This window comes from Sphingosinicellaceae bacterium (assembly GCA_019285715.1).
Taxonomy (GTDB): domain Bacteria; phylum Pseudomonadota; class Alphaproteobacteria; order Sphingomonadales; family Sphingomonadaceae; genus Glacieibacterium.
The window spans coordinates 716044-737937 of record CP079108.1 but is presented as its reverse complement, the minus strand read 5'-3'; the positions used below and the strand labels follow the sequence as shown (position 1 = coordinate 737937).

Sequence of the window (21894 nt, the reverse complement as noted above, 5' to 3'; positions counted from 1 at the left end):
GCTGTATTGCTTCACCGCGCTGCCGGATTGCGCCGCGCTGGTGGCGCCGCTCGCACGGTTCTGCACCGAGCAGCGCGTCAAGGGCACGCTGCTGCTGGCGCCGGAAGGCATCAACGGGACGATCGCGGGAACGGCGATCGGGGTCGAACGCGTGCTGTCGCAGATCCGGGCGCTGCGGGGCTGTGCCGGTCTCGGGGCCCGGCGGTCGAGCGCGGCGACGATGCCGTTCCACCGCATGAAGGTCCGGCTGAAGACCGAGATCGTCACCATGGGCCAGCCCGGCCTCGACCCGCTGGCGGCCGGCCATTACGTCGCGCCGGAGGACTGGAATGCCCTGATCTCCGAGCCCGGCACGATCGTTATCGACACGCGCAACGACTACGAGGTCCGGATCGGCAGCTTTGCCGGGGCAATCGACCCCGCAACCCGCTCATTCCGCGATTTTCCGACGTGGTTCCGGGAGCACCGCGACACGCTGTTCGCGGGCGGCACGGCACCGAGGGTGGCGATGTTCTGCACCGGCGGCATCCGCTGTGAAAAGGCCACCGCCTTCCTGATCGCCGAGGGTGTCGCGGATGTTCACCACCTGCGCGGCGGCATCCTGAACTACCTCGAGACGGTCCCCGTGGCGGACAGCCTGTGGCAGGGCGAGTGCTTCGTCTTCGACGAGCGCGTTGCGGTCGGCCACGGCCTCAGCCCCGGCAGCCATGCGCTGTGCCGAGCCTGCCGCGCCCCGCTGAGCGCCGCCGACCGCGCTTCCGGACTGTACGTCGAGGGGGTCAGCTGCGCCGCCTGCCACGGCGCGCGCGACGACAGCCAGCGCGCTGGCTATGCCGAACGCCACCGCCAGACCGGGCTCGCGGCAGCACGCGGCGAAGCGCATGTCGGGGCCGTGCTGCCGGTTCGCCCGGCAGCGGCTTAGCGGGGCGCCCGGGGTCGACCTAGCTGATGGGCTGAGGCTGACGATCGCGTCCTTCACCCGCCGGCTCGCGGACGCCGATCGGCCCGCGACGTCGTCCAACCGCCGGTCCTCGATCCGCTGAACGACTGCGATCAGGCCGTCCGATGCGGGACGATGGCCGGTGGTGCAAAGTTGCAACGGCTCCGGACGAATTTCGCTGCACCGCAACAATCTGGACGGATCGCAAGGATTTGCCGCGAAAACGTCACGATCCGCCCATAGGCGACCCGGGTTCCACAAGGATTCCACGCTTAAATGATCAAATTTGTTGCTTCGCGTTCGGCACTGCTGCTGACTGCCGCGTTCGTCCTGACGGCTCCCGGCCATGCGCAGGACGCTGCCGCCCAGACCGCAGCCGCTGCCACTGCCGCCGACGACCTCGGCGAAATCGTCGTCACAGCCGAGCGCCGCTCCGAGAACCTGCAGAAGGTGCCGCTGTCGGTCGCCGTGGTCAGCGGTGACCAGGCCCGCACCTACGGTTCGGGCGGCGAGGACACCTTGCTGTCGCTGTCGGGCCGCGTCCCCAGCCTGTATATCGAGAGCACCACCGGGCGGATTTTCCCGCGCTTTTATATCCGCGGCCTCGGCAACGTCGACTTCTACCTCGGCGCGTCGCAGCCGGTGTCGATCATCCAGGACGACGTCGTCCTCGAGCACGTCGTCCTGAAGTCCAACCCGGTCTATGACGTCGCGCAGATCGAAGTGCTGCGCGGTCCGCAGGGCTCGCTGTTCGGGCGCAATACCACCGCCGGCATCATCAAGTTCGACACCGTCAAGCCGTCGAACGACTTCACCGCGCGCGCCGATGCCTCCTACGGCAGCTACAACACCGTGACCTTCGACGGCGGCGTCGGCGGGCCGATCATCGCCGACAAGCTGTCGTTCCGCCTGTCGGGCCTGTACCAGCACCGCGACGACTGGGTCGACAACACCTACGCCGGCGCGAGCGCCGACGGTACCGTGACGCCGAAGAAGAACGTCATGGGCGGCTATGACGAGCGCGACGTTCGCGCCCAGGTCCTGATGACGCCCGACGACCGGGTCACCATGCTGCTGTCGGCGCATGCGCGCTGGTACGACGGCACCTCGACCTTGTTCTACCGCGGCGCGCTGGCGAAGGGCTCGAACGACGCATCGGCGACGCCGCGCGACCAGGTCGCCTTCGACGAGGCGAACAACAACCACCAGAAGTACACGACCTATGGCACCTCGATGCGTATCGGCATCGACCTCGGTGCTGCGACCCTGACCTCGATCAGCGCCTACGAAAATTCGCACGGCTATTCGCGCGGCGATACCGACGGCGGCGCGGCGGCGAACTTCCCGTTCAACGGCCAGCCCAACGGCTTTGGCCAGTCGCAGGGCCGGCTCCGCGATCTCGACCAGCTGACCCAGGAAATCCGCCTGTCCAGCAACGGCGACACCAAGTTCAAGTGGCAGGTCGGCGCGATGTGGTTCGACCAGCGCGACATCACCGAGTTCGACCAGCGCGGCTATTTCCTGCTGCCCGGCGTGGCTGGTGCCAACCCGAACAACTTCGTCGTGCTGAGGAACCGCAACGACAGCTACGCTGGCTTCGGGCAGGTCAGCTATGAAGTCGTGCCCAACGTCACGATCACCGTCGGCGGCCGCGAGACCAAGGACACCAAGCGCACGCAGTTGCTCAAGACCGCCAACACCGCGCTCAACGCCGTCACCTACAAGGGCCGCACCAACGTACGCCTATCCGACAGCAAGCCGAGCTGGGACGGCAGCATCCTGTGGCAGGCGACCCCGGACCTCAGCCTGTACGCCCGCGCCGCCCGCGGCTTCCGCGGCCCGACCATCCAGGGCCGGTCGGCGGTGTTCAACGCCGACTTCACCACCGCCGATTCCGAGACCAACACCAGCTACGAGGCGGGTTTCAAGTCGAGCCTGTTCAACAACACGCTGCGCTTCAACGCGACGGGCTTCACCTACACGGTCAAGAACATCCAGCTGAACGGCAACGATTCCAACGGCAACGGCGTGCTGTTCAACGCCGACAAGGCCAAGGCGTACGGTGCCGAGGCCGACGTCGAGTGGCGGCCGCTGCGTGGCCTGCTGCTGACCGGCGGCGCGAGCTACCTGCACAGCAAGATCGAGGACAAGAACGTCTTCGCCCAGGCCTGCAGCCTGAACGGCGTGCTGACCTGCACCGTGCTCGACCCGCTGTTCACCCGCGGCACCGGCACCGGCACGACCTACTTCGCGCAGATCAACGGCAACCCGCTGCCGAACGCGCCGAAGTACAACTTCAACGTCACCGCGCGGTACGGCATCCCGGTCGGCAAGGGCGAGCTGTTCGCCGCAACCGACTGGAACCTGCAGGGCTACACCAACTTCGTCCTGTACCGGACCAAGGAGTTCTACTCGAAGAACAATTTCGAGGGCGGCGTGAAGGTCGGTTTCTCCACCGACAAGTACGAGCTGGCGGTATTCGCCCGGAACGTCACCAACGAGAAGAACCTCAAGGGGGTCATCGAGAACTACAACGCCGCGGTGTTCAACGACCCCCGCATCATCGGCGTCTCGGCCGGCATCAAGCTGCGCTGAGCCCGCCCCGAATGGCCGCTCCCCCTGCCATCGGCCGGTGGGGAGCGGCCACGTGTCGTGATTGGCAAAATTGACAGTCGCGGTGGCGCACTGCGGGTCTAGCGTGAGTTCGTTGCGAAGCTGCGCCAACGCGGCACAACGAGGGGAGGCTCACCTGACCGACGTCCTGCCCAAACCGACGTCGCGCGCGAGCGCCGCGTGAACCACGCCGGCAATCTCCACGGCAAGGTCTTCATCGTCACCGGCGCCGCGAGCGGCATCGGCGCGGCCACCGTACGACTGATCGAGGCGCGCGGCGGCGTCGCGGTCGCCACCGACCTCGCGGGCACCGACGTCAAGCTCGACGTCACCGAGCCTGCCGACTGGGACGTGGCGATCGCCGCGACATTGGCTGAGCATGGCCGCATCGACGGCCTCGTCTCGAATGCCGGGATTGCCAGCTCCGGGGCGCTCGTCGACCTCGACCTCGAGGACTTCCGGCGCAGCTCCCGCGTCCATGTCGAGGGTGCCTTCATCGGCATCCAGAAAATCGTCGCCCAGCTTCGCGTCCAGTCGTCGCCGGCGCTGGGCAGCATCGTCGTCGTCGCCTCGGTGATGGCGGCACAGGCAGCGCCCAACGTCGCCGCCTACGCCGCGACCAAGGCCGGGCTGTCGAACATGGCGCGCGCCATCGGCGTCGAGCTGGGGCGGAAGGGCGACTTCATCCGCGTCAACGTCGTCGCCCCGGGCCCCGTCGCAACCCCGATGCTGCGCGCCGTGATGCCCGCCGGCTCGGTCGACAGCCAGGCAAGCTGGACTGGTGTACCACTACGCCGCCCTTCCGAGGCCGACGAGATCGCCGAGACCATCGTCTACCTGCTGTCCGAGGATTCGAGCTTCATGACCGCCTCGGTCACTACCGTCGACGGCGGCTGGAGCCTGACGTGATGACCGAGCCGCCCATTGCCGTCGTTACCGGCGCGACGTCGGGTATCGGCCGTGCCACCGCGGTCCGACTGGCGCGCGACGGCTTCCATGTCATCGCCTGCGGCCGCGATCCCGTGCGCGGCGCTGCCGTCGTTGCCGACATCGAGGCGACCGGCAGCACCGGGCGCTTCCATGCCTTCGACGTCACCGCCGAGGCCGACTGGGCCGAACTCGCGCGCCGCATCGAGGCCGATCACGGCCGCTTCGATGTCCTGGTCAACAGCGCCGGCGGCTTTTTCTCGAAGTCCCTGCCCGACACGACGCTCGCCGAGTTTCGCGCGCTCTGGACACTCGATGTCGAGAGCGTCCTGCTCGGCACCAAATACGCGCTGCGGGCGATGCGCGACACGCGCAGCGCCGGGAGCATCGTCAACGTCTCGTCGCTCGCCGGGCTGATCGCGCTCGACGACTGCGCGGCTTATTGCGCCGCCAAGGCCGCAGTCACGCACCTGTCGCGGGTTGCGGCGCTGGAGGGCGCGGCGTTCGCGCCGGCGGTCCGGGTCAACTCGCTGAACCCGGGCGTGATCTGGACCGAGATGATCACTGGCAGCTACGGCGACAGCGACGCTGTGCGCGCCTTCGTCATGGACGGCAACGCGCTGCAGCGGGTCGGCGAGGCCGAGGACATTGCCAATGCAGCCGCGTATCTTGCCGGCGCGGCTTCGAGAATGGTGACCGGCACGGCCATGGTGGTCGATGGCGGCCGAGGAGCAGATTGATGACGAACCGACGTTTCCTGCTGGTGCGGCGACCCCGCGGCGTACCGGTCGCCGACGACTTCAGCCTGGTGACGCAGCCACTGCCCGAGCTGGGCGACGGCGAATTCCTGATCCGCAATCACTATGCCTCGCTCGATCCGGCGATGCGCGGCTGGCTCGACGATGCGCCGTCGTACATGCCGCCGGTACCGCTCGGCGATCCGGTCCGCGCCTCGACCATCGGCGTCGTCGAGCAGAGCCGCAACCCGCGCTTCCCCGTCGGTGACTGGGTGATGGGCCTGAACGCCAGCGAGGAGTTCTCGCTCGCGCAGGACGGCGGCTTCACCCAGCCGATCGACGCGACCGCGGTGCCGCAGGTCACCAACTATCTGTCGCTGTTCGGCGCGGTCGGGCTGACCGCCTATTTCGGCTTCCTCGAAGTCTGCGAGCCCAAGCCCGGCGACACCGTGCTTGTTACCGGCGCCGCCGGCGCGGTCGGCTCGCTGGTCGGGCAGATCGCGCGGCTGAGCGGCTGCCGGGTCATCGGCATCGCCGGCGGTCCCGAGAAGTGCGAGCGGTTGACCACGCGCTACGGCTACGATGCCGCCGTCGACTATCGCGGCAAGGACGTCGACGCGCTTGCCGCCGCGATCCGCGAGGCTGCGCCGGATGGCCTCGACATCATCTTCGAGAACGTCGGCGGCGTCTGCCTTGATGCCGGGCTGATGAACCTGCGCCACGGCGCGCGCATCGGGCTGTGCGGTCTGATCAGCGAGTACAATGCCGGTGCCCCCGTCGGCGCGCGCAACATCTGGCAGCTCATTGTCCACTCGGCCTCGATCCGCGGGTTGCTGGTCCGCGATTTCCTGCCGCGCTTCGCCGAAGGCGCGGCGGCGATGGACGCGTGGCTCAAGGACGGCAGCCTGGTCTTCGACGAGCACATCGACGAGGGCATCGACAACGCCCTGCCCGCCTTCATGCGGCTGTTCGAGGGCACCAACGACGGCAAGATGATCCTGAAGATCGCGCGGTGAGCGGCCGTCTGGCGGGGCGTCGCGCCGTCGTCACCGGAGCCGCCTCGGGCATCGGGGCGGCAACCGTGGCGCGGCTGCGCGTCGATGGAGCCGAGGTCATCGCGGTCGACCTGACCGGCGACGGGTTGATCGCCGACGTCTCCACCGACGACGGCATCGCCGCGATCGTAGCCGCCTGCGAGGGCCGCCTCGATATCCTGATCAACAACGCCGGGGTCTGCCCGGTCGGACCCGCGGCTGAACTCGCCGATGCCGACTGGCGGCGCGCGCTCGAGATCAACGTCACCGCGCCGTTCCGCCTGTCGCGGGCGCTGGTGCCGCTGCTGGCCAGATCGAAGGCCGGTCGCATCGTCAACACCGGCTCGCTGATGTCGAGCTACGGCAACGCCACGCTCGCGGCCTATTCGGCCTCGAAGCACGCCGTCCTCGGCTTGACCCGCGCGCTCGCCAACGACTTCGGGCCGATGGGCATCACCGTGAACTGCATCCAGCCGGGCTGCATCGTCACCGGCATGACCGCGGCGCTGCTCGAGGACCCGGCAGCGGTCGCTTATTACACCGAGCGCTCGCCGCTCGGCCGGCTCGGCTTGCCCGAAGACATCGCCGACGTCTTCGCCTTCCTGGTTTCGGACGACGCCCGCTTCATCACCGGCCAGGGCATCACCGTCGACGGCGGCGTCATGAGCCACGGCTGATCGCCCTAGCATTTTGGCGCATCGCCCGCCCGGGGCGATGGGCATACCCCGTTCGCGAGGAGACACGCCGCCTTGAACGCCGCCCTGCCCGCGATCGACTTCCTCGGTGCCGAGACGCTGTCCGACCCGTTCGCGGTCTACCAGCTTGGGCTGGCGCGCGGCCCGGTTCACCCGGTCCCCGGCACCGGCATCACCATCGTCCTGGGCTATGCGGCGCTGACGGAGGCGGTGGGGAGGATCGAGGACTTCTCCAACGACTTCGCCGCCGTGCTGGCCGGAATGCGATCGGCCGATCCCGAGGTCGTCGCCATCCTCGACACCGGCTGGCCGCAGCGTAACACGCTCCTGACGGCCGACCCGCCCGACCACACGCGCTTCCGGAAGCTGGTCAACCTCGCCTTCTCGATGCAGCGCGTCGATGCACTCGAGGCGCATATGCGTCGCCTTGTCGGCGGCCTGATCGACGGGTTCGTCGACGCCGGGCACTGCGAGTTCGTGCGTGAGTTCGCGATCCCCTTGCCGGTGCAGCTCATCACCGAGCAGATCGGCATCGACAGCACCGACTTCGCCACCGTCAAGCGCTGGTCCGATGCCTTTGCCGACCGGCTCGGCGGCCAGATCGCCAAGCCGCGCGAACTCGAATGCGCCGCCGAGGTGATCGAATTCCAGCATGCAATGAAGCGCAAGATCGACGAGCGGCGCGAACGCCCGCAGGACGACCTGCTGTCGGACCTCGTCAACGCGCGTATCGACGGCCAGACACCGCTCGACGATGCCGAGCTGATGTCGATCCTCCAGCAATTGATGGTCGCGGGCAACGAGACCACGACCTCGGCGCTGGCGGGCGGGCTGGTCCACCTGATCCGCCACCCCGGGCAGGCCGACAAGGTCCGCGCCAACCCGGCGCTGCTACCCAACCTCGTCGAAGAGGTGCTGCGCCTCGAGAGCCCGACCGCCGGCCTGTGGCGGGTGGTCAAGCGCGACACCGAGCTGGCGGGCGTGCCGGTCAAGGCGGGCTCGATGCTGCTGCTGCGCTTCGCCGCCGCCAACCGCGACCCGGCGCGCTTCGCCGATCCCGACGCCTTCGATGTCGAGCGCAAGAACGCCCGCACCCACGTCGCCTTCGGGCGCGGCATCCACATGTGCGTCGGCAACATGCTGTCGCGGAAGGAAATGGCGGTGGCGTTCGGCGAGCTGCTGGCGCGACTGACCGACATCGAGATCACCGACGAAGCAGCATTGGTCTGCCATCCGAACATGCTGCTGAGAGGGCTCAGCGCACTGCCGATCCGCTTCACGGCGGCGAACACGAAGCTGGAGCACTGAACATGCGATTGCGCGGCAAGGTCGCCTTGATATCGGGCGGCGCGGAGGGCATCGGGGCCGAGACGGCGCGGCGCTTCGTTGCCGAGGGCGCGTCGGTGATGCTCGGCGACATCCAGCTCGACAAGGCGCAGGCGCTGGCCACCGAACTGGGCAGCGCCGCCGCCGCGGTGAAGCTCGACGTCACGGTGCTGGCGGATTGGGAGGCGGCGGTCGCGGCGACGGTCGCGCGCTTCGGGAAATTGACCAACCTGTGCAACATTGCCGGCATCTCGGAACCGGGAACGGTCGTGGAGGTCGGGCTCGATAGCTGGCGACGGACCATCGATATCAACCTGAACGGTACTTTTTACGGCTGCCGTGCAGCGATCCCGGCACTGGCGGCAAATGGTGGTCCGGCGGCAATCGTCAACACCGGCTCGATGCTGGCGCTGCGACCGGGCGCGACCTACGCCGCCTATTGCGCCTCGAAGGCCGCCGTCACGACCCTGACCAAGTGCATCGCGCTCGAGGTCGCCGACCGGGGCATTCGCGCCAACGCGGTCCACCCCGGCGCGATCCGCACCCCGATGTTCGAGCGCTACCTCGCCAATAGCCCCGGCACCCTGGACGAAGTCGAAGCGGCGTTCGCGGCGCACCATCCGCTCGGGCGAGTCGGCGAGGCGATCGAGGTCGCCAACGCCATCGTCTACCTTTCGTCCGACGAATCGAGCTTCACCACTGGCGCCGACATAACCGTCGACGGCGGCGCGGCGATCCGCTCATGAGCGCCGCCCTGACCCGGATCGACGCGCACTTCGTTGCCGCCGGCAAATACCACGACATCGACTTCGCGCGGCTCGAGTTGCTCAAGCTGATCTACGAGCACCCCGAAATCCGGACCAGTGTCTCCAACGATTACAGTGACATCGCGCGCCTGGAAGCCTGTTCGCTGCTGATCACCTACACGTGCGACCTGATGCCGAGCGCCGCCGAGCTGGTGGCGATCAAGGCCTGGCTCGAGCGTGGCGGCCGCTGGTTGGCGCTCCACGGCACGAACTCGATCCTCGAGTTCACCGACGGCGGCGTCGCCACCCCCGAGCTGCGGCCCGACGTGATGGAATTGCTCGGTACCCAGTTCAAGGCGCACCCGCCGATCGGGCCATTCACCGTCGAGGTCTGCGACTCGGACCACGAACTGAGCCGCGGCATTGCCGACTTCGAGGTCATCGACGAGCTTTACCTGTCGAAAACGCTCGCCCCGATCCGGACATTGATGCGGACGACCTTCACCGGCGAGGCGACTGGTTTCGTCGATGCCAACTGGCAGGATGCGGTGGTCCCGATCCTCTATCTGCGCGACATCGGCAAGGGCCAGATCCTCTACAACACCCTCGGTCACTGCCGCGGCCACCACGACCTGCCGATGGTGCCATTTTATGCCCACCCCGAACGGTGCGCTTGGAACTACCCGGTCTATTACGAACTCCTCAGGCGAGGACTGCGCTGGGCGATGAACCGATAACGGCTCGCGCGGCACCCTTTCGCGGCGAGTGGAGGCGGTGACGCTTCCGTTCCGGCCTTGGTCCTGCTATCCGGGGGCCGGGGAGATTGCCGTGGCTACACGCTTGGCTGCAAACGACTCGGCCGTCCAAGAGGGCGTTGCCGGGATAATCGTTGCCGACGAAATGGCGAACCTTGCCATGCGCGTCACTATCCGTTCGATCGACGACATACATGATGCCGCCGTGGCGTTGTGCGAAGTCGCCACCGCGCGCGGACTGCGAATCGCCGCGTGCAGCGACATCGCGTCGAAGGATCAGATGGTCGACGCCGATGGCGGCATCATCAACGGCGAGGTGTTCGGCTGGATGGCCGATGGCGAGCGCTGGTGGGAGGACACCAGGCTGGCGCTGAGCTCGCCCCTGCCCCGCGCCTGCCGCTACGAGAGCGAGCCGTTCTGGGTCAACGAGGACGGCTTCCACACGCATTGGCGCAACCGCTACCTCGACGAGATGAACCTCGCCGATTTCAAGAAGCGCTCACTGTGCGCTGCGGCGATCGTCGTGCCGGTTCACCTGCCCTTTGGCCAGATCGCCGCTGTCAGCTTTCCACCATCCGATGATACCCGCCTCGATCTAAGCGAGGACTTCGCGGTCCACGGCGAGTTGCTCGGGGCGCTGTCACGGCGCTTCATCAGTGGCTACGTCAGCGCGATGCGGACCCAGCAACGCATGCCGTCGGACTGCAAATTGTCGAAACGCGAGGTCGAGTGCCTGCGCTGGGCGGCGATCGGCAAGACCGACAAGGAAATCAGCCTGATCCTGTCGCGCAGCCACGCCACCGTGCGCTATCACGTCCACCGGGCGGGCGAAAAACTGAACGCCGTCAACCGCAGCCAGACCGTCTTCAAGGCGGGCCAGCTCGGCTATCTCGGGGCGGCGTCCTAGACCCGGTTAGGCGGCGACTAGTGTCCGCGCCTTCATCCGGGCGTGCCACGCCGCGACGTTCGCCAACGCCGGGTCAGGTGCCTGGCCGACCGCGGCGCCAAAGTCGGTGAACGCCAGCAGCAGCAGGTCAGCCAGCGTCAGCCGGTCGCCGCAGACGAAATCTCGGCCCGCCAGCTGGCTATCGATCGAGGCGAGCCCATCGGCCGCACACGCCTTGAGTTGCGCCGCCCCATCGGTGACGCAGCGCATCCGGCTTTCGAACATCGGCAATCCCTCGGCACCGCGAAACCCCGCAACCAGGGGCTGGACGTAGCCGAGATCGATACGGCGGACCCACATCCGGGTTTCGGCGCGCTCGACCGCCGTGCTCCCGATCAGGGGCGGGCTTGGATGCAATTCCTCGATGAACTCGCAGATCGCAATGCTCTCGGACAGGAAGCTGCCGTCGTCGAGCTCGAGCAGGGGCGTACCCCCGGTTGGATTCTTGGCGAGATAGTCCGGCTGCCGGTTCTCACCCTTGATGATGTCGAGGGTCTCGGTCGGCAGGGAAACCCCTTTCTCGGCGAGAAACAGCGTCACGACGCCGGGGTTCGGGCCGATCGAGGTGTAGATCTTCATCAGGGTAGCACTCGCTTCGTGGATAGTCCGAGCATGTGGCGCGCACCGTCTCGACGCCATGCGCTAAAGTGACAAGGCCTCCGATGTCTCAAGCGGCGGTCGGCGGCGTGAACACCTCGATCTCGTCGACGAACGCCGCCTTGAAGCCCGCGGGTTCGAGCCACGCGACCGCCGCCGGCGCACGCGCCCTGGCCCAGTCCGCCTCGAACGCCGCAGCATCGGGCCACCAGATCTCCTCGACGGCACCGAAGCCGAAGCTCGGGTCGATCGCCTGGCCCGACACCGCATGATTGACGATCCGACCGCTGGCGTTGGCGGTCGGGCACAGCCACCCGTCCGCATTCTCGAGCATAGCGCGCGCAGTTCCCGATATGGGGTGCGCGAACAGCATCAGCTTGACGGCACGGGGCGAGAACTCTGGTCGGGGGATCAGCACGACCTCCTCGACGACGAGGCCCGATGAGCGACCCTCCATGAACAGCGGTTCGTCCAGCGTCGCGCCGTCGCGGCACTCGGGGCTGCCCGCCAGTTCCGCCATGTCGGCCAGCGACTCGACCCACAGCATGGGTGAACCGTCGGCCGGGCGCTGCACATCCGCCAACGGTCCTGGCCGATAGTGCGCCTGGGCGTAGCCGGTCAGCCAGCGCCGCAATTTCTCGGCATGGGCGCGGTGGACGGTCTGCCAATGCCGGCTGAAGGCAGCGTAGTCGAGGTCCGGCCGACGACGCAGGAAACCGATGATCTTAGGCATTGCCTCAAGCGCCGTTGTAGAGCGGGTCGTCGGGGAAGCGACCGCCGCGACGGGTCAGCGTCGCATACAGCCCGTCGTCCCAGCGCGCCGTCGACGGGGTATTGGTATTCCAGTCCATGACATAGCGCCGGGTCAGGATCCGCCACGCGCCACCCCGCTTTTCGAGCACGTCGAGGTAGCGGCCACCGACAACGATCTCGACCGGCCCGTCGAAGGTCTCGGCCTCGTGATAGGCGCGGCAGTACGTCTCCGAGTCGGCGCGGTCACCGGCGATGTCGATGATCATGTTGCCGAGCATGTGCTGGGTCCGCAGCATCGCCCTGAGCGCCGCGACGGTTGCCGTCGACCATTCCGCCGCATCGCCGATGCCGTGCCCGAAATCGGCGGTGGCACCGGGCCACCAGACGCCGAGCAAGGTGTCGAGATCGCAGCGGTCGATGCCGCGGGCGTAGCGGCACAGCACGTCCATGATCGCCAGCCGGTCGGCGGTAGTGTCCTTGGTTCCTGAGTTCATCGGCGTCGCAGCCCTTCCCGGTCACAGCTGAGGTCGTGCGGCGCACGCTGGCCAAGCGGCCAGCCGGTCTGCGCCATCAGCGCCGCGTCGCCGGCGGGTTCGCTGCGCAGCCAGTCGACAAGCTCGCTGCGGTGGGCGATCTTCCACGCTCCGGCGCGGCGTTCATAGCGGTCGACGTAGCGTCCCGAGACCCACAGGTCCTGCTCGGCACCGTCGTCGCCGACAACCCGGTGAAAAGCCTGGAAATAGACCTCGCCGAACGCCGTATCGCCCTCAAAGTCGATGTCGACCTGCCCGATCATGTGGTGGTTGGAGCGGTGCGGGGTCAGCACACCCTGGGCAAAGGCGACGAATTCGTCCGCGCTGCCCTTGAAGCTGCCGTAGTCGGTAGTCGCGTCATCATGAAAGACCGAGCGGTGCAGTGCCGGCTCGAGGCGGTCCTGCGCCCGCATATAGTCACACAGCAGCCCATAGATCTCGTGCCACGCGAGGACTTCATCGAGGGTGCGAGCGCTCATCGCTTCATCGCCGTGCCCGCGGGCTTCGTTCGGTGTCGATCATCGCTGCATGGTGACGGCGGCACCGGCGGGCGCACCTGACCTTATTGTCAGGCCCCCGTGGCGACGCCCTCAGCTGTCCGGGAGCCGGATGACCAGTCCGTCGAGCTCCTGGCGCAGCTTGACCTGGCACGACAGGCGCGAGCCCGGCTGTTCGTCGACGAGTTCGAGCAATTGCTCCTCCATGCCGTTGGCGGGGCCGACGCGCTCGCGCCACTCGTCGGGAATGACGACGTGGCAGGTCGCGCAGGCGCAGGAGCCGCCGCATTCCGCGAGGATGCCCGGCATGCCGTTGCGCACCGCGACCTCCATCAGGCTGCCGCCGGTGCGCGCCAGAACATCGTGGGTGGTGCCGTCGTTTTCGACAAAGTGCAGCGTGATCATCGCCGGCGGTTTGGCACCACTAGACCGGTTCGGCTACCCTCAGCAGTAGCTTGCCGATGTTGTCGCCCCGGAACAGTCGCAGCAATGTCGCGGGGGCGTTCTCGAGTCCATCGGCGTAGTCCTCGCGGGTCTTCAGCGCGCCGCTATCGACCCAGGCCGACAGACGGGCGCGCGCCTTAGGAAACTCCGCGACGTGGTCGGTGAGCAGTAGGCCGGTCATGGTCGCGCGCTTGAACACCAGGTTGAAGTAGTTCGACGGCCCCGGCGGCTTGCCGGCCTGCTCGTACCGCGCGATGCCGCCGCAGATGACGACGCGAGCGTTGAGCGCGATCCGGCCGAGCAGGATGTCGAGCTGCTCGCCGCCGACATTGTCCCAGAGGATGTCGATGCCGTCGGGAATATGCTCGCGGATCTGATCCTTGAGGCCGCCGGCCTTGTAGTCGATGGCGGCATCGAAGCCGAGCTCCTCGGTCAGCCAGCGGCACTTCTCGGGCCCACCGGCAATGCCGACGACGCGGCACCCTGCGATGCGCCCGATCTGTCCCGCCACCGAGCCGACGCCGCCGCCCGCGCCGGTCACGACAAGCGTGTCACCGGGGAACGGGTGGGCGATCTTGCTCATGCCAAAATATGCGGTGAGACCGGTGTTGCCGAGCACGCCGACATAGAGCGGCAGTTTCTCCGGATCGTTCGGCAGCCTGGTCAGCAGCCGCGCCTCGAGCGCTGCCTCGGTCCGCCAACCGATCGGACCGGAGACGAAGTCGCCTGTGCTGAAATCGGAGACCGTTGACTCCATCACCTGCGCGACGCCCGACGAGGGCATGACGTCTCCAACGGCCGTCGGTGCCGCATAGCCCCCTGCGTTTTCCATCCAACCCTTCTGGGCCGGATCACACGACAGCATCAGCGTGCGGACGCGGACCTCACCCGGCTTAAGCGCCTCGGGAGCATTATCCTCGTGACGCGTGAAGTCATCGATGCGAAGTTCGCGACCGTTGGGTCGTGCGGCAATACGCCAGTGCATTTCGGCTCCAAAAGAAGTTGCTGCGCAATGCAAAATGCTGTGTACGATCTCCCCAGTTGGCGCAAGCGCGTTGGAGATTGGTATGGACGTCGAACTCTCGGACGTTGACCGCGTCTTCCAGGACGAGGTCCGCAGCTTCCTGGCGGAGAAGTTTACGCCCGAGTTGCGCGCCGCTTCGGCGCGGCAGGCTGGCGTCTTCGCCGAGGGTACGCTGGCCCGCCAATGGCACACTATCCTCTATGAAAAAGGCTGGATCGCGCCGTCGTGGCCAGAGGAGTACGGCGGCCCGGGCTGGACCGCGATGCAGCGCTACATCTTCGACCGCGAGCTCGGGCTGGCCGGTGCACCGTCGCTGCCCGGCATGGGCCTGTCGCTCTGCGCGCCGGTGCTGATGGGCTATGGCACGCAGGCGCAGAGGGATTATTTCCTCCCGAAGATCCTGTCGGGCGAACACTACTGGTGCCAGGGCTATTCGGAGCCGGGCTCGGGGTCCGACCTTGCCTCGTTGAAGACCCGGGCCGTTCGCGACGGCGACGACTACGTCGTCAACGGCACGAAATTATGGACGACCCACGCCCACGAAGCGAACTGGATGTTCCTGCTGGCGCGCACGTCGCAGACCGGGAAGCCGCAGGCCGGCATCTCGTTCCTGCTGACGCCGATGGATGCGCCGGGGCTGACGGTAACACCGATCCGCTCGATGTCGGGCGAGCACGAGGTGAACCAGTGCTTCTTCGACGACGTGCGGATTCCGGCAGCGAACCTTGTCGGCGCCGAGAACGACGGCTGGACGGTCGCCAAGTACCTGCTCGAGTTCGAGCGCGGCGGCGGCTCGGCCGCGGGCCGGCTCAACGCCCAACTCCGCAAGCTGTACAAGGTCGCCCACGCGGAACTCGGCGACGACGGCGCACCATTGTGGGAAGACGAGTCGTTCCGATCGCGAATCATGAGGCTCGAAACGCAGGTCATGGCGATCGACTGGACCGAACGCCGCCAGGTCGCCGGCCGCCGTACCGGGCAGACCGCGGGCAACGCCACCGCCTCGATGCTCAAGCTGATCGTCAGCGAAGCGACCCAGCAGCTTGCCGAATTGACTGTCGAGGCACTCGGTCCGCGCGCCGCGGTCGACCAGCGCCACGCGCTTGGCATGTTCGCCAACGAAGCCGGCATCGGCCCCGACTATGCGTTGACGCCGACGGCGCGCTATTTGAACTCGCGCGCTGCAACGATCTTTGGCGGATCGAGCGAAATCCAGCGCAATGTCATTGCGAAGGTCGGCCTGGGCCTCTAGACACTTGAAAAGTGCACGGCGTGTTATTGTCGTGGGGGTGAGGTCAAGATGGCGGTCCAAGTAGCAACGAACCTATTCACCGGTGAGGGCAACGCAACGCGCCTTCTCGCCGGGCGTCGCCGCACCGACGGCAAGCTCCGCTTTCCCTATCCGACCGGGCCCGAAGCGGATGAGTTCGAACTGATCGAGCTTTCGCCGCGCGGAAAATTGTGGTCGTGGACGGTCCAGCGGTTCCGCCCCAAGTCGCCGTTCAACGGCAACGGCGGCGAGATGGATTTCAAGCCCTACGGGGTCGGTTACGTCGAGCTTGCCAACGAACTGATCGTTGAGGGACGCATCGTCGCCGACGACTTTGCCGCCCTCAAGATCGGCCAGCCGATGCGGATCACTACCGAGGCCTACCGCGAAAACGCCGACGGCGAAGCGGTACTGACCTACGCCTTCACCCCCGATGCAGAGGGACACAGCGCATGACCGCGGTTCATATTGTCGGTGCCGGAATCCACCCGTTCGGGCGTACCGAAGGCAGCACCGGACTCGACCAGGGCGTGTTCGCGATCCGGCAGGCGCTCGACGACGCCGGCCTCGACTGGTCGCAGATGGAGTTTGGTTACGGTGGCTCCTCGGCGGCCGGAGCTGCCGACGCGGTGCTTCCGCGCCTCGGCCTGACAGGCATGCAGTTCATCAACGTCAACAACGGCTGCGCCACCGGCGGCTCGTCGATCCTGTCCGGCTATGCAGCGATAAAATCGGGCGAGTTCGACATCGGCATCGTCGTCGGTTTCGACAAGCATCCCCGCGGCGCCTTCAACGCCGACCCGGAAGCGTCGGGCCTGCCGCGCTGGTACGGCGAGACCGGCATGATGCTGACGACGCAGTTCTTCGCCAACAAGATCAATCGCTACATGGCGCTCAACGGCATCAAGGCCGAGACGCTCGGGCAGGTCGCCGAGAAGGCCTTCGAGAACGGCGCCGTGACGCCACACAGCTGGCGCAAGAGCCCGGTCAGCCTCGACACCATCATGAATGCCCAGATGGTTTCCGACCCGCTGACCAAGTTCATGTTCTGCTCGCCTGCCGAGGGCGGCGTGGCGCTGATCCTCGCGTCGGACCGCAAGATGCGCGAACTCGGCCTGAGCGGCCCCCGCGTGCGCGGTGCCGCGATCCGTACCCGCCCGGCCGGCTCGTTCGAGGTGTTCGCACCTGCGCTCGAGATCGAGCGCGGCAAGTCAGCGACGCAGCTCGCGTCCGCGGCCGCCTGGGAAATGGCGGGCGTCGGCCCCAGCGACATCGATGTCGCCCAGCTCCAGGACACCGAGAGCGGTGCCGAGATCATGCACATGGCAGAAAATGGCTTCTGCGCCGACGGTGAGCAGGGCGACATGATCGCGCGCGGCGACACCCGTATCGGCGGCAAGCTGCCGATCAACACCGACGGTGGCTGCCTGGCGTGCGGCGAGCCGATCGGCGCGTCCGGCCTTCGCCAGATCTACGAGAACGTCGAGCAGCTTCGTGGCCGCGCTCACGGGCGGCAGGTCGCCGATGCGGCGCTCGCCTACAGCCAGGTCTACGGCGCTCCCGGCATATCAGGCTGCGTCGTCCTCGAGCGCTAGAATTCGAACCCGAAATATCGAACGTTGAAATCCGGAGAAGCAACGATGCCCGAAGCTGTCGCGGTCGCGGACCGTGCGACGTCGCAAACCAGTCCGACGTCGCCCGACCGTGCGACGCTGCTGGAAATCTACCGCCGTACGGTGTTGATTAACCGGACCGATGAGCGCTTCCGCCAGCTGCTGATGACCGGCAAGCTGCAGATCGTCTATTACCCGGTTCGCGGGCAGGAAGTGCTGTCGGCCGCGATGATGACCGCGCTGAAGCCGGACGACTACCTCGTCACCACCTACCGCGGCGTTCACGACCAGCTCGCCAAGGGCATCCCGTCCAAGCTGCTGTGGGCCGAGTGCGCCGGGCGCTCGACGGGCACGTGCAAGGGCAAGGGCGGTCCGATGCATATCACCCATCCCGAAACCGGTGTCATGGTCACCACCGGGGTCGTTGGATCGGGACTGCCGATCGCCAACGGGCTCGCGCTCGCCTCGCAGAATCGTGGTGACGGCAAGGTCACGGTGGTCAGCTTCGGTGACGGGGCAACCAATATCGGCGCCTTCCACGAGGCCATGAACATGGCGCAGCTGTGGAAGTTGCCGGTGATCTTCCTGTGCCAGAACAACCTGTTCGGCGAGCACACGGCCTACGCCGCGCACACCTCGGTGCCCTCGATCGTCGACCGCGCCGCGAGCTACGGCATGAAGGGCGTCAAGACCGACGGCAACGATCCGGTCGCGATGTACGAGACCGCCAAGGCCGCGGTCGACCGGGCGCGGGCCGGCGAAGGTCCGACGCTTATCGAAGCGATGACCTTCCGCATGCTCGGTCACCTGTTCGGTGCCGACTTCAGCTACGTGCCCAAGGAGCTTACCGAGGCCGGCATTGCCAATGATCCGGTACCCCGGTTCCGCAACCGCCTGCTCGAGATGCAGGTGACCGAGTCCGAACTGGCCGCGCTCGAAGCCAAGGTCGAGGCCGAGATCGACGAGGCGGTCGAATTCGCGCTCGCCAGCCCGTTCCCCGATGTAAGCGAACTCCGCATCGATGTCGTGAAGCAGGAGTTGGCCGCATGAGTACCCAGGACCAGACCATGACGGCCCCCGCCCCGGCTCCGGCCAAGGTCGCCAAGATCAGCTTCGTCGAAGGCCTGCACATGGCACTCGACGAGGCGATGGGTGCCGACGAAAACGTCATCGCGCTCGGCGAGGACGTCGGCGATGCGCAGGGCGGCGGCGTCTTTAAGATCACCAAGGGCCTGAGCACCAAGTACGGCGTCAACCGCGTCCGCGCGACGCCGATCTCGGAGCAGGCGATCATCGGCGCCGCGGTTGGTGCAGCGCTCGTCGGCATGCGACCGGTCGCCGAGATCATGCTGATGAATTTCGTCACCGTGGCGATGGACCAGATCGTCAACCACGCTGCAAAACTGCGCTTCATGTCTGGTGGCCAGACCCACGTGCCGCTGGTGATCCGCACCACGACCGGTGTCGGCGTCGGTTTCGGTGGCCAGCATTCGGACATGCTCGAGGCGTGGTTCGCCCACGTGCCCGGCCTCAAGGTCGTGATGGCATCCAACCCGGCGGATGCCTACGGACTGCTGCACTCGGCGATCGAGGACGACGACCCCGTCATCCTGATCGAGAACATCCTGTGCTACGGCATCCAGGGGCCCGCCCCTACCCCCGGCTACCGCGTACCACTCGGCAAGGCTGCGATCACCCGCGAGGGCACCGACGTCAGTATCATCAGCTATGGCAAGGCCGTACTCGATGCGCTTGCTGTCGCCGAAAGGCTCGCCGCCGAGGGCGTTTCGGTCGAAGTGGTCGACCTCCGCACGATCGCACCGTTCGATGAGGCGACGGTGCTCGCTTCGGTTGGCAAGACCGGCCGCGCGGTCATCGTCCACGAGGCGGTCAAAGCGTACGGCACCGGCGCCGAGATGTCGTCGCGCATCCACGAGGAATTGTTCGGTCAGCTCCACGCCCCGGTGCAGCGCGTCGGCGGCACGTATTCGCCAGTGCCGTTCTCGCCTGCCCTCGAGAAAGCCTGGATCCATAGCCAGGACCAGATTACCGCCGCGGTCCGCCGGACCCTCGACTGGAAGAAGCCCCGATGAGCACCGAACTTCGTATCCCCAAGCTCGGCATGACGATGACCGAAGCGACGCTGCAAGAGTGGCTGGTGCCAGACGGTGCGACGGTCACCGCGGGACAGCCGATCTATGCGCTCGAGACCGACAAGAGCACGACCGAGGTCGAGTCCCCCGACGCCGGCACCCTCAGGCACCTCGGCACGCCGGACGAGACCTATGACGTCGGGACGTTGATCGGGACGATCGAGTAGCGTTACGCCGCCGTGGCGGCCGCTAGAGCTCGGCCGCAGACGAAGGTGCCCATGAGGCACTTGGGAAGACCGGAACCTTGCCGGTGCGCTTCAGGTCGGCAAGGAAGCGCTCGGCATCAATCCGGACCTGCCCCTTCACGGCGCCGACCGTCAGCAGCAGCATGCTTTCGGTCAGGTGCGGCAGATACTCGTCGTCGCTGAGACGCTCGAGGCACCAATCGTTAATGGTCGAATACTGAACATTGGCCATGGTATCCGCGAAATGGTCAATGTTTACCCAGGCCTCGAGCTCGTCGTTGGCACGCAGGACCGACAGCCACTCGTGGATGCGGGTCAGCGACATCTGCTGCAACGTCTCCCACACGTCACGCGGCGTCGCCGGCCCGAAATAGATCGCGCACACCGCTTTGGTGTAGTTCCGGACCCGGAAGTTGCGACGATTGATCGCGATCGTCCGGTCAAGCACGCCCTCGAGCGTGTTGCGATCGGTCTTGTGCCGGACATTGGCGTTGAAATCATCGAACGCCTGGCGAATCGCAATGGCGATGACGCGGTCCTTGTTGCTGAAGGCGTTGTACAATGTGCGCTGTGCAACCCCAGCGCGGAGGCACAGCTCGCGAACGCTGAAGTTTTCAATGCCGCTCTCTGCGATCATCTGCCGCGCTTCCTTCAGCAGCCGGCGCCGGCGATCGAGGATCAGCGGGCTCGAATACAGCAGCGGTTTCTCGGGGTGGGCATCCAGCGTTGGGGGAGTGGTATGAGCGTTCATGTCGGCCATGTTCCTGAATCCATGCAAATAGTCCAGCGTTTGCCGGCGCTGTAGCACCGCTGCGGCATTTTTCGCGCGATGGGCCAAGGCGGTACGTGCGCTATCCGGAAAACCGGCATCGGCGATGGCAACTAACAACTTCGTTCAGTTGCAATCCGATGAGAAGTTGGCTTTGATAAATCTACACCGTCACGCAAAATCTGGGGCCTGATTTTGGACTTCGACCTTCGCGAAGATCAGCAGCTGCTACGCGACTCCGTCGGGGCCTATCTGGCGCGCCACTACAGCTTCGATCAGCGTCGTGCGGTGCTCCAGAACGGTGCATGGCGACCCGATATCTGGAGTGGGTTTGCCGAGCAGCTCGGACTCCTCGGCGCGACCATACCCGAGACGCTTGGCGGCTTCGGCGGCGGACCGGTCGAGACGATGATCATTTGCGAGAAACTCGGCGAAGCGCTGGTGCTCGAACCGTATATCGAGTGGGTGACGCTGGCGTCGGCATTGTTGAACCGCGCTGGTGATAGCGTCGCCGACCTGGTTGCGGGGATCGTCGACGGCAGCCTGCGGATCGCGCCGGCACTATACGAAGACAAGGGGCGCTTCAGCCTGGCCTTGGTAACGACCCGGTGCACCACGGAGGATGGTGGCTGGACCGTTACCGGGACCAAGACCGGCATCGCGGGAACGGCAGGAGCGACCCATTTTCTGGTCAGCGCGCGCGCCAGCGGCGAGGGCCGCGACCCGAAGGGCATCGCGCTGTTGCTCGTCGCCGCCGACGCGCCTGATATCGAGCGGCGCGACTATACGCTGATCGACGGACGCAGCGCCTCCGACGTCAGCTTCCACGACACGCCCGCCCGGCTGATCGAGTTCAACGATGATACGCTCGCGACAATCGAGCGTGCCGTCGACGAGGCCACCGTGGCAGTCTGCGCGGAGGCGGTCGGCGTGATGCAGACCGCGCTCGACATGACCGTCGCCTACGCCAGCCAGCGCCAGCAGTTCGGCAAGCCGATCGCCAGCTTCCAGGCGCTCCAGCACCGGATGGTCGACATGAACACCCAGATCGAACTGTCGCGCTCGCTGACCATCATGGCAACGCTGACCGTGTCCGCGCCCGACCACGAGCGTCGCAAGGCGGTGTCGGCGGCCAAGGCATTCATCTCGGAGGCCACGAAATTCGTCGGCCAGGGTGCAGTGCAGATCCACGGCGGCATCGGCACCACCGACGAGCTCGCGATCTCGCATTATTTCAAGCGTGCGACCGTCATCGAGACCCAGTTCGGATCTGCCGCGACCCACCTCAAGCGCATGGGCGAGGCGAGCTCCGAACCCGCTGCGTAGTCGCAAGCCGC

General features: G+C 66.6%; 24 protein-coding genes. 17 read left to right on the top strand and 7 right to left on the bottom strand.

Going from position 1 to position 21894, the window contains the following annotated elements; genetic code table 11:
• Position 1: 1 nt before the first annotated feature.
• The 10 genes from KX816_03535 to KX816_03490 all read left to right on the top strand — a co-directional run bounded on the left by KX816_03535 (position 2) and on the right by KX816_03490 (position 10680).
• A complete protein-coding gene (locus KX816_03535; protein ID QXQ08380.1) occupies positions 2-922 on the top strand; it encodes a rhodanese-related sulfurtransferase in 921 nt (306 codons plus the stop codon).
• A 294-nt stretch (positions 923-1216) separates the two neighbouring features.
• On the top strand, positions 1217-3535 hold the full coding sequence (locus KX816_03530) for a TonB-dependent receptor (protein ID QXQ07136.1): 2319 nt from the start codon (positions 1217-1219) through the stop codon (positions 3533-3535).
• A 198-nt stretch (positions 3536-3733) separates the two neighbouring features.
• A complete protein-coding gene (locus tag KX816_03525; protein ID QXQ07135.1) occupies positions 3734-4462 on the top strand; it encodes an SDR family oxidoreductase in 729 nt (242 codons plus the stop codon).
• Positions 4462-5220 carry an SDR family oxidoreductase gene (locus KX816_03520; GenBank protein QXQ07134.1) on the top strand — a complete coding sequence of 253 codons (759 nt, stop codon included), beginning with the start codon at positions 4462-4464 and terminating at the stop codon, positions 5218-5220. Before KX816_03525 ends, KX816_03520 begins: the two co-directional genes overlap by 1 nt.
• Entirely contained in the window at positions 5217-6233 is a 1017-nt protein-coding gene (locus KX816_03515) for an NADP-dependent oxidoreductase (GenBank protein ID QXQ07133.1), read from the top strand. Before KX816_03520 ends, KX816_03515 begins: the two co-directional genes overlap by 4 nt.
• Entirely contained in the window at positions 6230-6928 is a 699-nt protein-coding gene (locus tag KX816_03510; protein ID QXQ07132.1) for an SDR family oxidoreductase, read from the top strand. The genes KX816_03515 and KX816_03510 overlap by 4 nt, the downstream gene beginning before the upstream one ends.
• Positions 6929-7012: 84 nt before the next feature.
• Positions 7013-8254, top strand: a complete 1242-nt coding sequence (locus tag KX816_03505; protein QXQ08379.1) for a cytochrome P450 — start codon at positions 7013-7015, stop codon at positions 8252-8254.
• A 2-nt stretch (positions 8255-8256) separates the two neighbouring features.
• Entirely contained in the window at positions 8257-9018 is a 762-nt protein-coding gene (locus tag KX816_03500; protein QXQ07131.1) for a glucose 1-dehydrogenase, read from the top strand.
• Positions 9015-9755, top strand: coding sequence for a ThuA domain-containing protein (locus KX816_03495; GenBank protein QXQ07130.1), 741 nt, complete (start codon positions 9015-9017; stop codon positions 9753-9755). The genes KX816_03500 and KX816_03495 overlap by 4 nt, the downstream gene beginning before the upstream one ends.
• A 178-nt stretch (positions 9756-9933) precedes the next feature.
• Entirely contained in the window at positions 9934-10680 is a 747-nt protein-coding gene (locus KX816_03490) for a helix-turn-helix transcriptional regulator (GenBank protein QXQ08378.1), read from the top strand.
• Between the two features lie 6 nt (positions 10681-10686).
• Here KX816_03490 and KX816_03485 read toward each other — a convergent pair whose 3' ends face one another.
• From KX816_03485 to KX816_03460, 6 genes are all read right to left on the bottom strand, one after another.
• Entirely contained in the window at positions 10687-11298 is a 612-nt protein-coding gene (locus tag KX816_03485) for a glutathione S-transferase N-terminal domain-containing protein (GenBank protein ID QXQ07129.1), read from the bottom strand.
• Positions 11299-11386: 88 nt separating this feature from the next.
• The gene (locus KX816_03480) at positions 11387-12049 is read right to left on the bottom strand and encodes a hypothetical protein (protein ID QXQ07128.1); all 663 of its coding nucleotides are present in this window, start codon (positions 12047-12049) and stop codon (positions 11387-11389) included.
• A gap of 4 nt (positions 12050-12053) precedes the next feature.
• A complete protein-coding gene (locus tag KX816_03475) occupies positions 12054-12563 on the bottom strand; it encodes a nuclear transport factor 2 family protein (protein ID QXQ07127.1) in 510 nt (169 codons plus the stop codon).
• Entirely contained in the window at positions 12560-13081 is a 522-nt protein-coding gene (locus KX816_03470; protein ID QXQ07126.1) for a nuclear transport factor 2 family protein, read from the bottom strand. The genes KX816_03475 and KX816_03470 overlap by 4 nt, the downstream gene beginning before the upstream one ends.
• A 111-nt stretch (positions 13082-13192) precedes the next feature.
• A complete protein-coding gene (locus tag KX816_03465) occupies positions 13193-13504 on the bottom strand; it encodes a 2Fe-2S iron-sulfur cluster binding domain-containing protein (GenBank protein ID QXQ07125.1) in 312 nt (103 codons plus the stop codon).
• A 19-nt stretch (positions 13505-13523) separates the two neighbouring features.
• On the bottom strand, positions 13524-14528 hold the full coding sequence (locus KX816_03460) for an NADP-dependent oxidoreductase (protein ID QXQ07124.1): 1005 nt from the start codon (positions 14526-14528) through the stop codon (positions 13524-13526).
• Positions 14529-14610: 82 nt separating this feature from the next.
• Between KX816_03460 and KX816_03455 the strand changes: the two genes are divergently transcribed.
• Genes KX816_03455 through KX816_03430 form a run of 6 tightly spaced genes read left to right on the top strand, consistent with a single transcriptional unit; the run spans position 14611 to position 19770 of the window.
• Positions 14611-15819 carry an acyl-CoA dehydrogenase family protein gene (locus KX816_03455; GenBank protein QXQ07123.1) on the top strand — a complete coding sequence of 403 codons (1209 nt, stop codon included), beginning with the start codon at positions 14611-14613 and terminating at the stop codon, positions 15817-15819.
• 48 nt (positions 15820-15867) lie between these two features.
• Positions 15868-16293, top strand: coding sequence for an OB-fold domain-containing protein (locus KX816_03450; protein QXQ07122.1), 426 nt, complete (start codon positions 15868-15870; stop codon positions 16291-16293).
• On the top strand, positions 16290-17432 hold the full coding sequence (locus KX816_03445) for a thiolase family protein (protein QXQ07121.1): 1143 nt from the start codon (positions 16290-16292) through the stop codon (positions 17430-17432). Before KX816_03450 ends, KX816_03445 begins: the two co-directional genes overlap by 4 nt.
• A 45-nt stretch (positions 17433-17477) precedes the next feature.
• Entirely contained in the window at positions 17478-18500 is a 1023-nt protein-coding gene (locus KX816_03440) for a thiamine pyrophosphate-dependent dehydrogenase E1 component subunit alpha (protein ID QXQ07120.1), read from the top strand.
• Positions 18497-19543, top strand: a complete 1047-nt coding sequence (locus KX816_03435) for an alpha-ketoacid dehydrogenase subunit beta (protein ID QXQ07119.1) — start codon at positions 18497-18499, stop codon at positions 19541-19543. The genes KX816_03440 and KX816_03435 overlap by 4 nt, the downstream gene beginning before the upstream one ends.
• Positions 19540-19770 (top strand): lipoyl domain-containing protein, encoded by a 231-nt coding sequence (locus KX816_03430; protein QXQ07118.1) that lies wholly within the window; start codon positions 19540-19542, stop codon positions 19768-19770. Before KX816_03435 ends, KX816_03430 begins: the two co-directional genes overlap by 4 nt.
• 22 nt (positions 19771-19792) lie before the next feature.
• Here KX816_03430 and KX816_03425 read toward each other — a convergent pair whose 3' ends face one another.
• Positions 19793-20677, bottom strand: coding sequence for a TetR/AcrR family transcriptional regulator (locus KX816_03425; protein ID QXQ07117.1), 885 nt, complete (start codon positions 20675-20677; stop codon positions 19793-19795).
• Positions 20678-20752: 75 nt separating this feature from the next.
• On the opposite strand from KX816_03425, the gene KX816_03420 reads away from it, so the two are divergent.
• The gene (locus tag KX816_03420; protein ID QXQ07116.1) at positions 20753-21883 is read left to right on the top strand and encodes an acyl-CoA dehydrogenase family protein; all 1131 of its coding nucleotides are present in this window, start codon (positions 20753-20755) and stop codon (positions 21881-21883) included.
• Positions 21884-21894 lie beyond the last annotated feature (11 nt).

Bases quoted from the DNA above. Each gene is read 5' to 3' on its own strand.
- KX816_03530 (QXQ07136.1), top strand. From the start codon at position 1,217: ATGATCAAATTTGTTGCTTCGCGTTCGGCACTGCTGCTGACTGCCGCG.
- KX816_03520 (QXQ07134.1), top strand. From the start codon at position 4,462: ATGACCGAGCCGCCCATTGCCGTCGTTACCGGCGCGACGTCGGGTATC.
- KX816_03500 (QXQ07131.1), top strand. From the start codon at position 8,257: ATGCGATTGCGCGGCAAGGTCGCCTTGATATCGGGCGGCGCGGAGGGC.
- KX816_03495 (QXQ07130.1), top strand. From the start codon at position 9,015: ATGAGCGCCGCCCTGACCCGGATCGACGCGCACTTCGTTGCCGCCGGC.
- KX816_03490 (QXQ08378.1), top strand. From the start codon at position 9,934: ATGCGCGTCACTATCCGTTCGATCGACGACATACATGATGCCGCCGTG.
- KX816_03485 (QXQ07129.1), bottom strand. From the start codon at position 11,298: ATGAAGATCTACACCTCGATCGGCCCGAACCCCGGCGTCGTGACGCTG.
- KX816_03480 (QXQ07128.1), bottom strand. From the start codon at position 12,049: ATGCCTAAGATCATCGGTTTCCTGCGTCGTCGGCCGGACCTCGACTAC.
- KX816_03475 (QXQ07127.1), bottom strand. From the start codon at position 12,563: ATGAACTCAGGAACCAAGGACACTACCGCCGACCGGCTGGCGATCATG.
- KX816_03470 (QXQ07126.1), bottom strand. From the start codon at position 13,081: ATGAGCGCTCGCACCCTCGATGAAGTCCTCGCGTGGCACGAGATCTAT.
- KX816_03465 (QXQ07125.1), bottom strand. From the start codon at position 13,504: ATGATCACGCTGCACTTTGTCGAAAACGACGGCACCACCCACGATGTT.
- KX816_03460 (QXQ07124.1), bottom strand. From the start codon at position 14,528: ATGCACTGGCGTATTGCCGCACGACCCAACGGTCGCGAACTTCGCATC.
- KX816_03455 (QXQ07123.1), top strand. From the start codon at position 14,611: ATGGACGTCGAACTCTCGGACGTTGACCGCGTCTTCCAGGACGAGGTC.
- KX816_03450 (QXQ07122.1), top strand. From the start codon at position 15,868: ATGGCGGTCCAAGTAGCAACGAACCTATTCACCGGTGAGGGCAACGCA.
- KX816_03445 (QXQ07121.1), top strand. From the start codon at position 16,290: ATGACCGCGGTTCATATTGTCGGTGCCGGAATCCACCCGTTCGGGCGT.
- KX816_03440 (QXQ07120.1), top strand. From the start codon at position 17,478: ATGCCCGAAGCTGTCGCGGTCGCGGACCGTGCGACGTCGCAAACCAGT.
- KX816_03435 (QXQ07119.1), top strand. From the start codon at position 18,497: ATGAGTACCCAGGACCAGACCATGACGGCCCCCGCCCCGGCTCCGGCC.
- KX816_03430 (QXQ07118.1), top strand. From the start codon at position 19,540: ATGAGCACCGAACTTCGTATCCCCAAGCTCGGCATGACGATGACCGAA.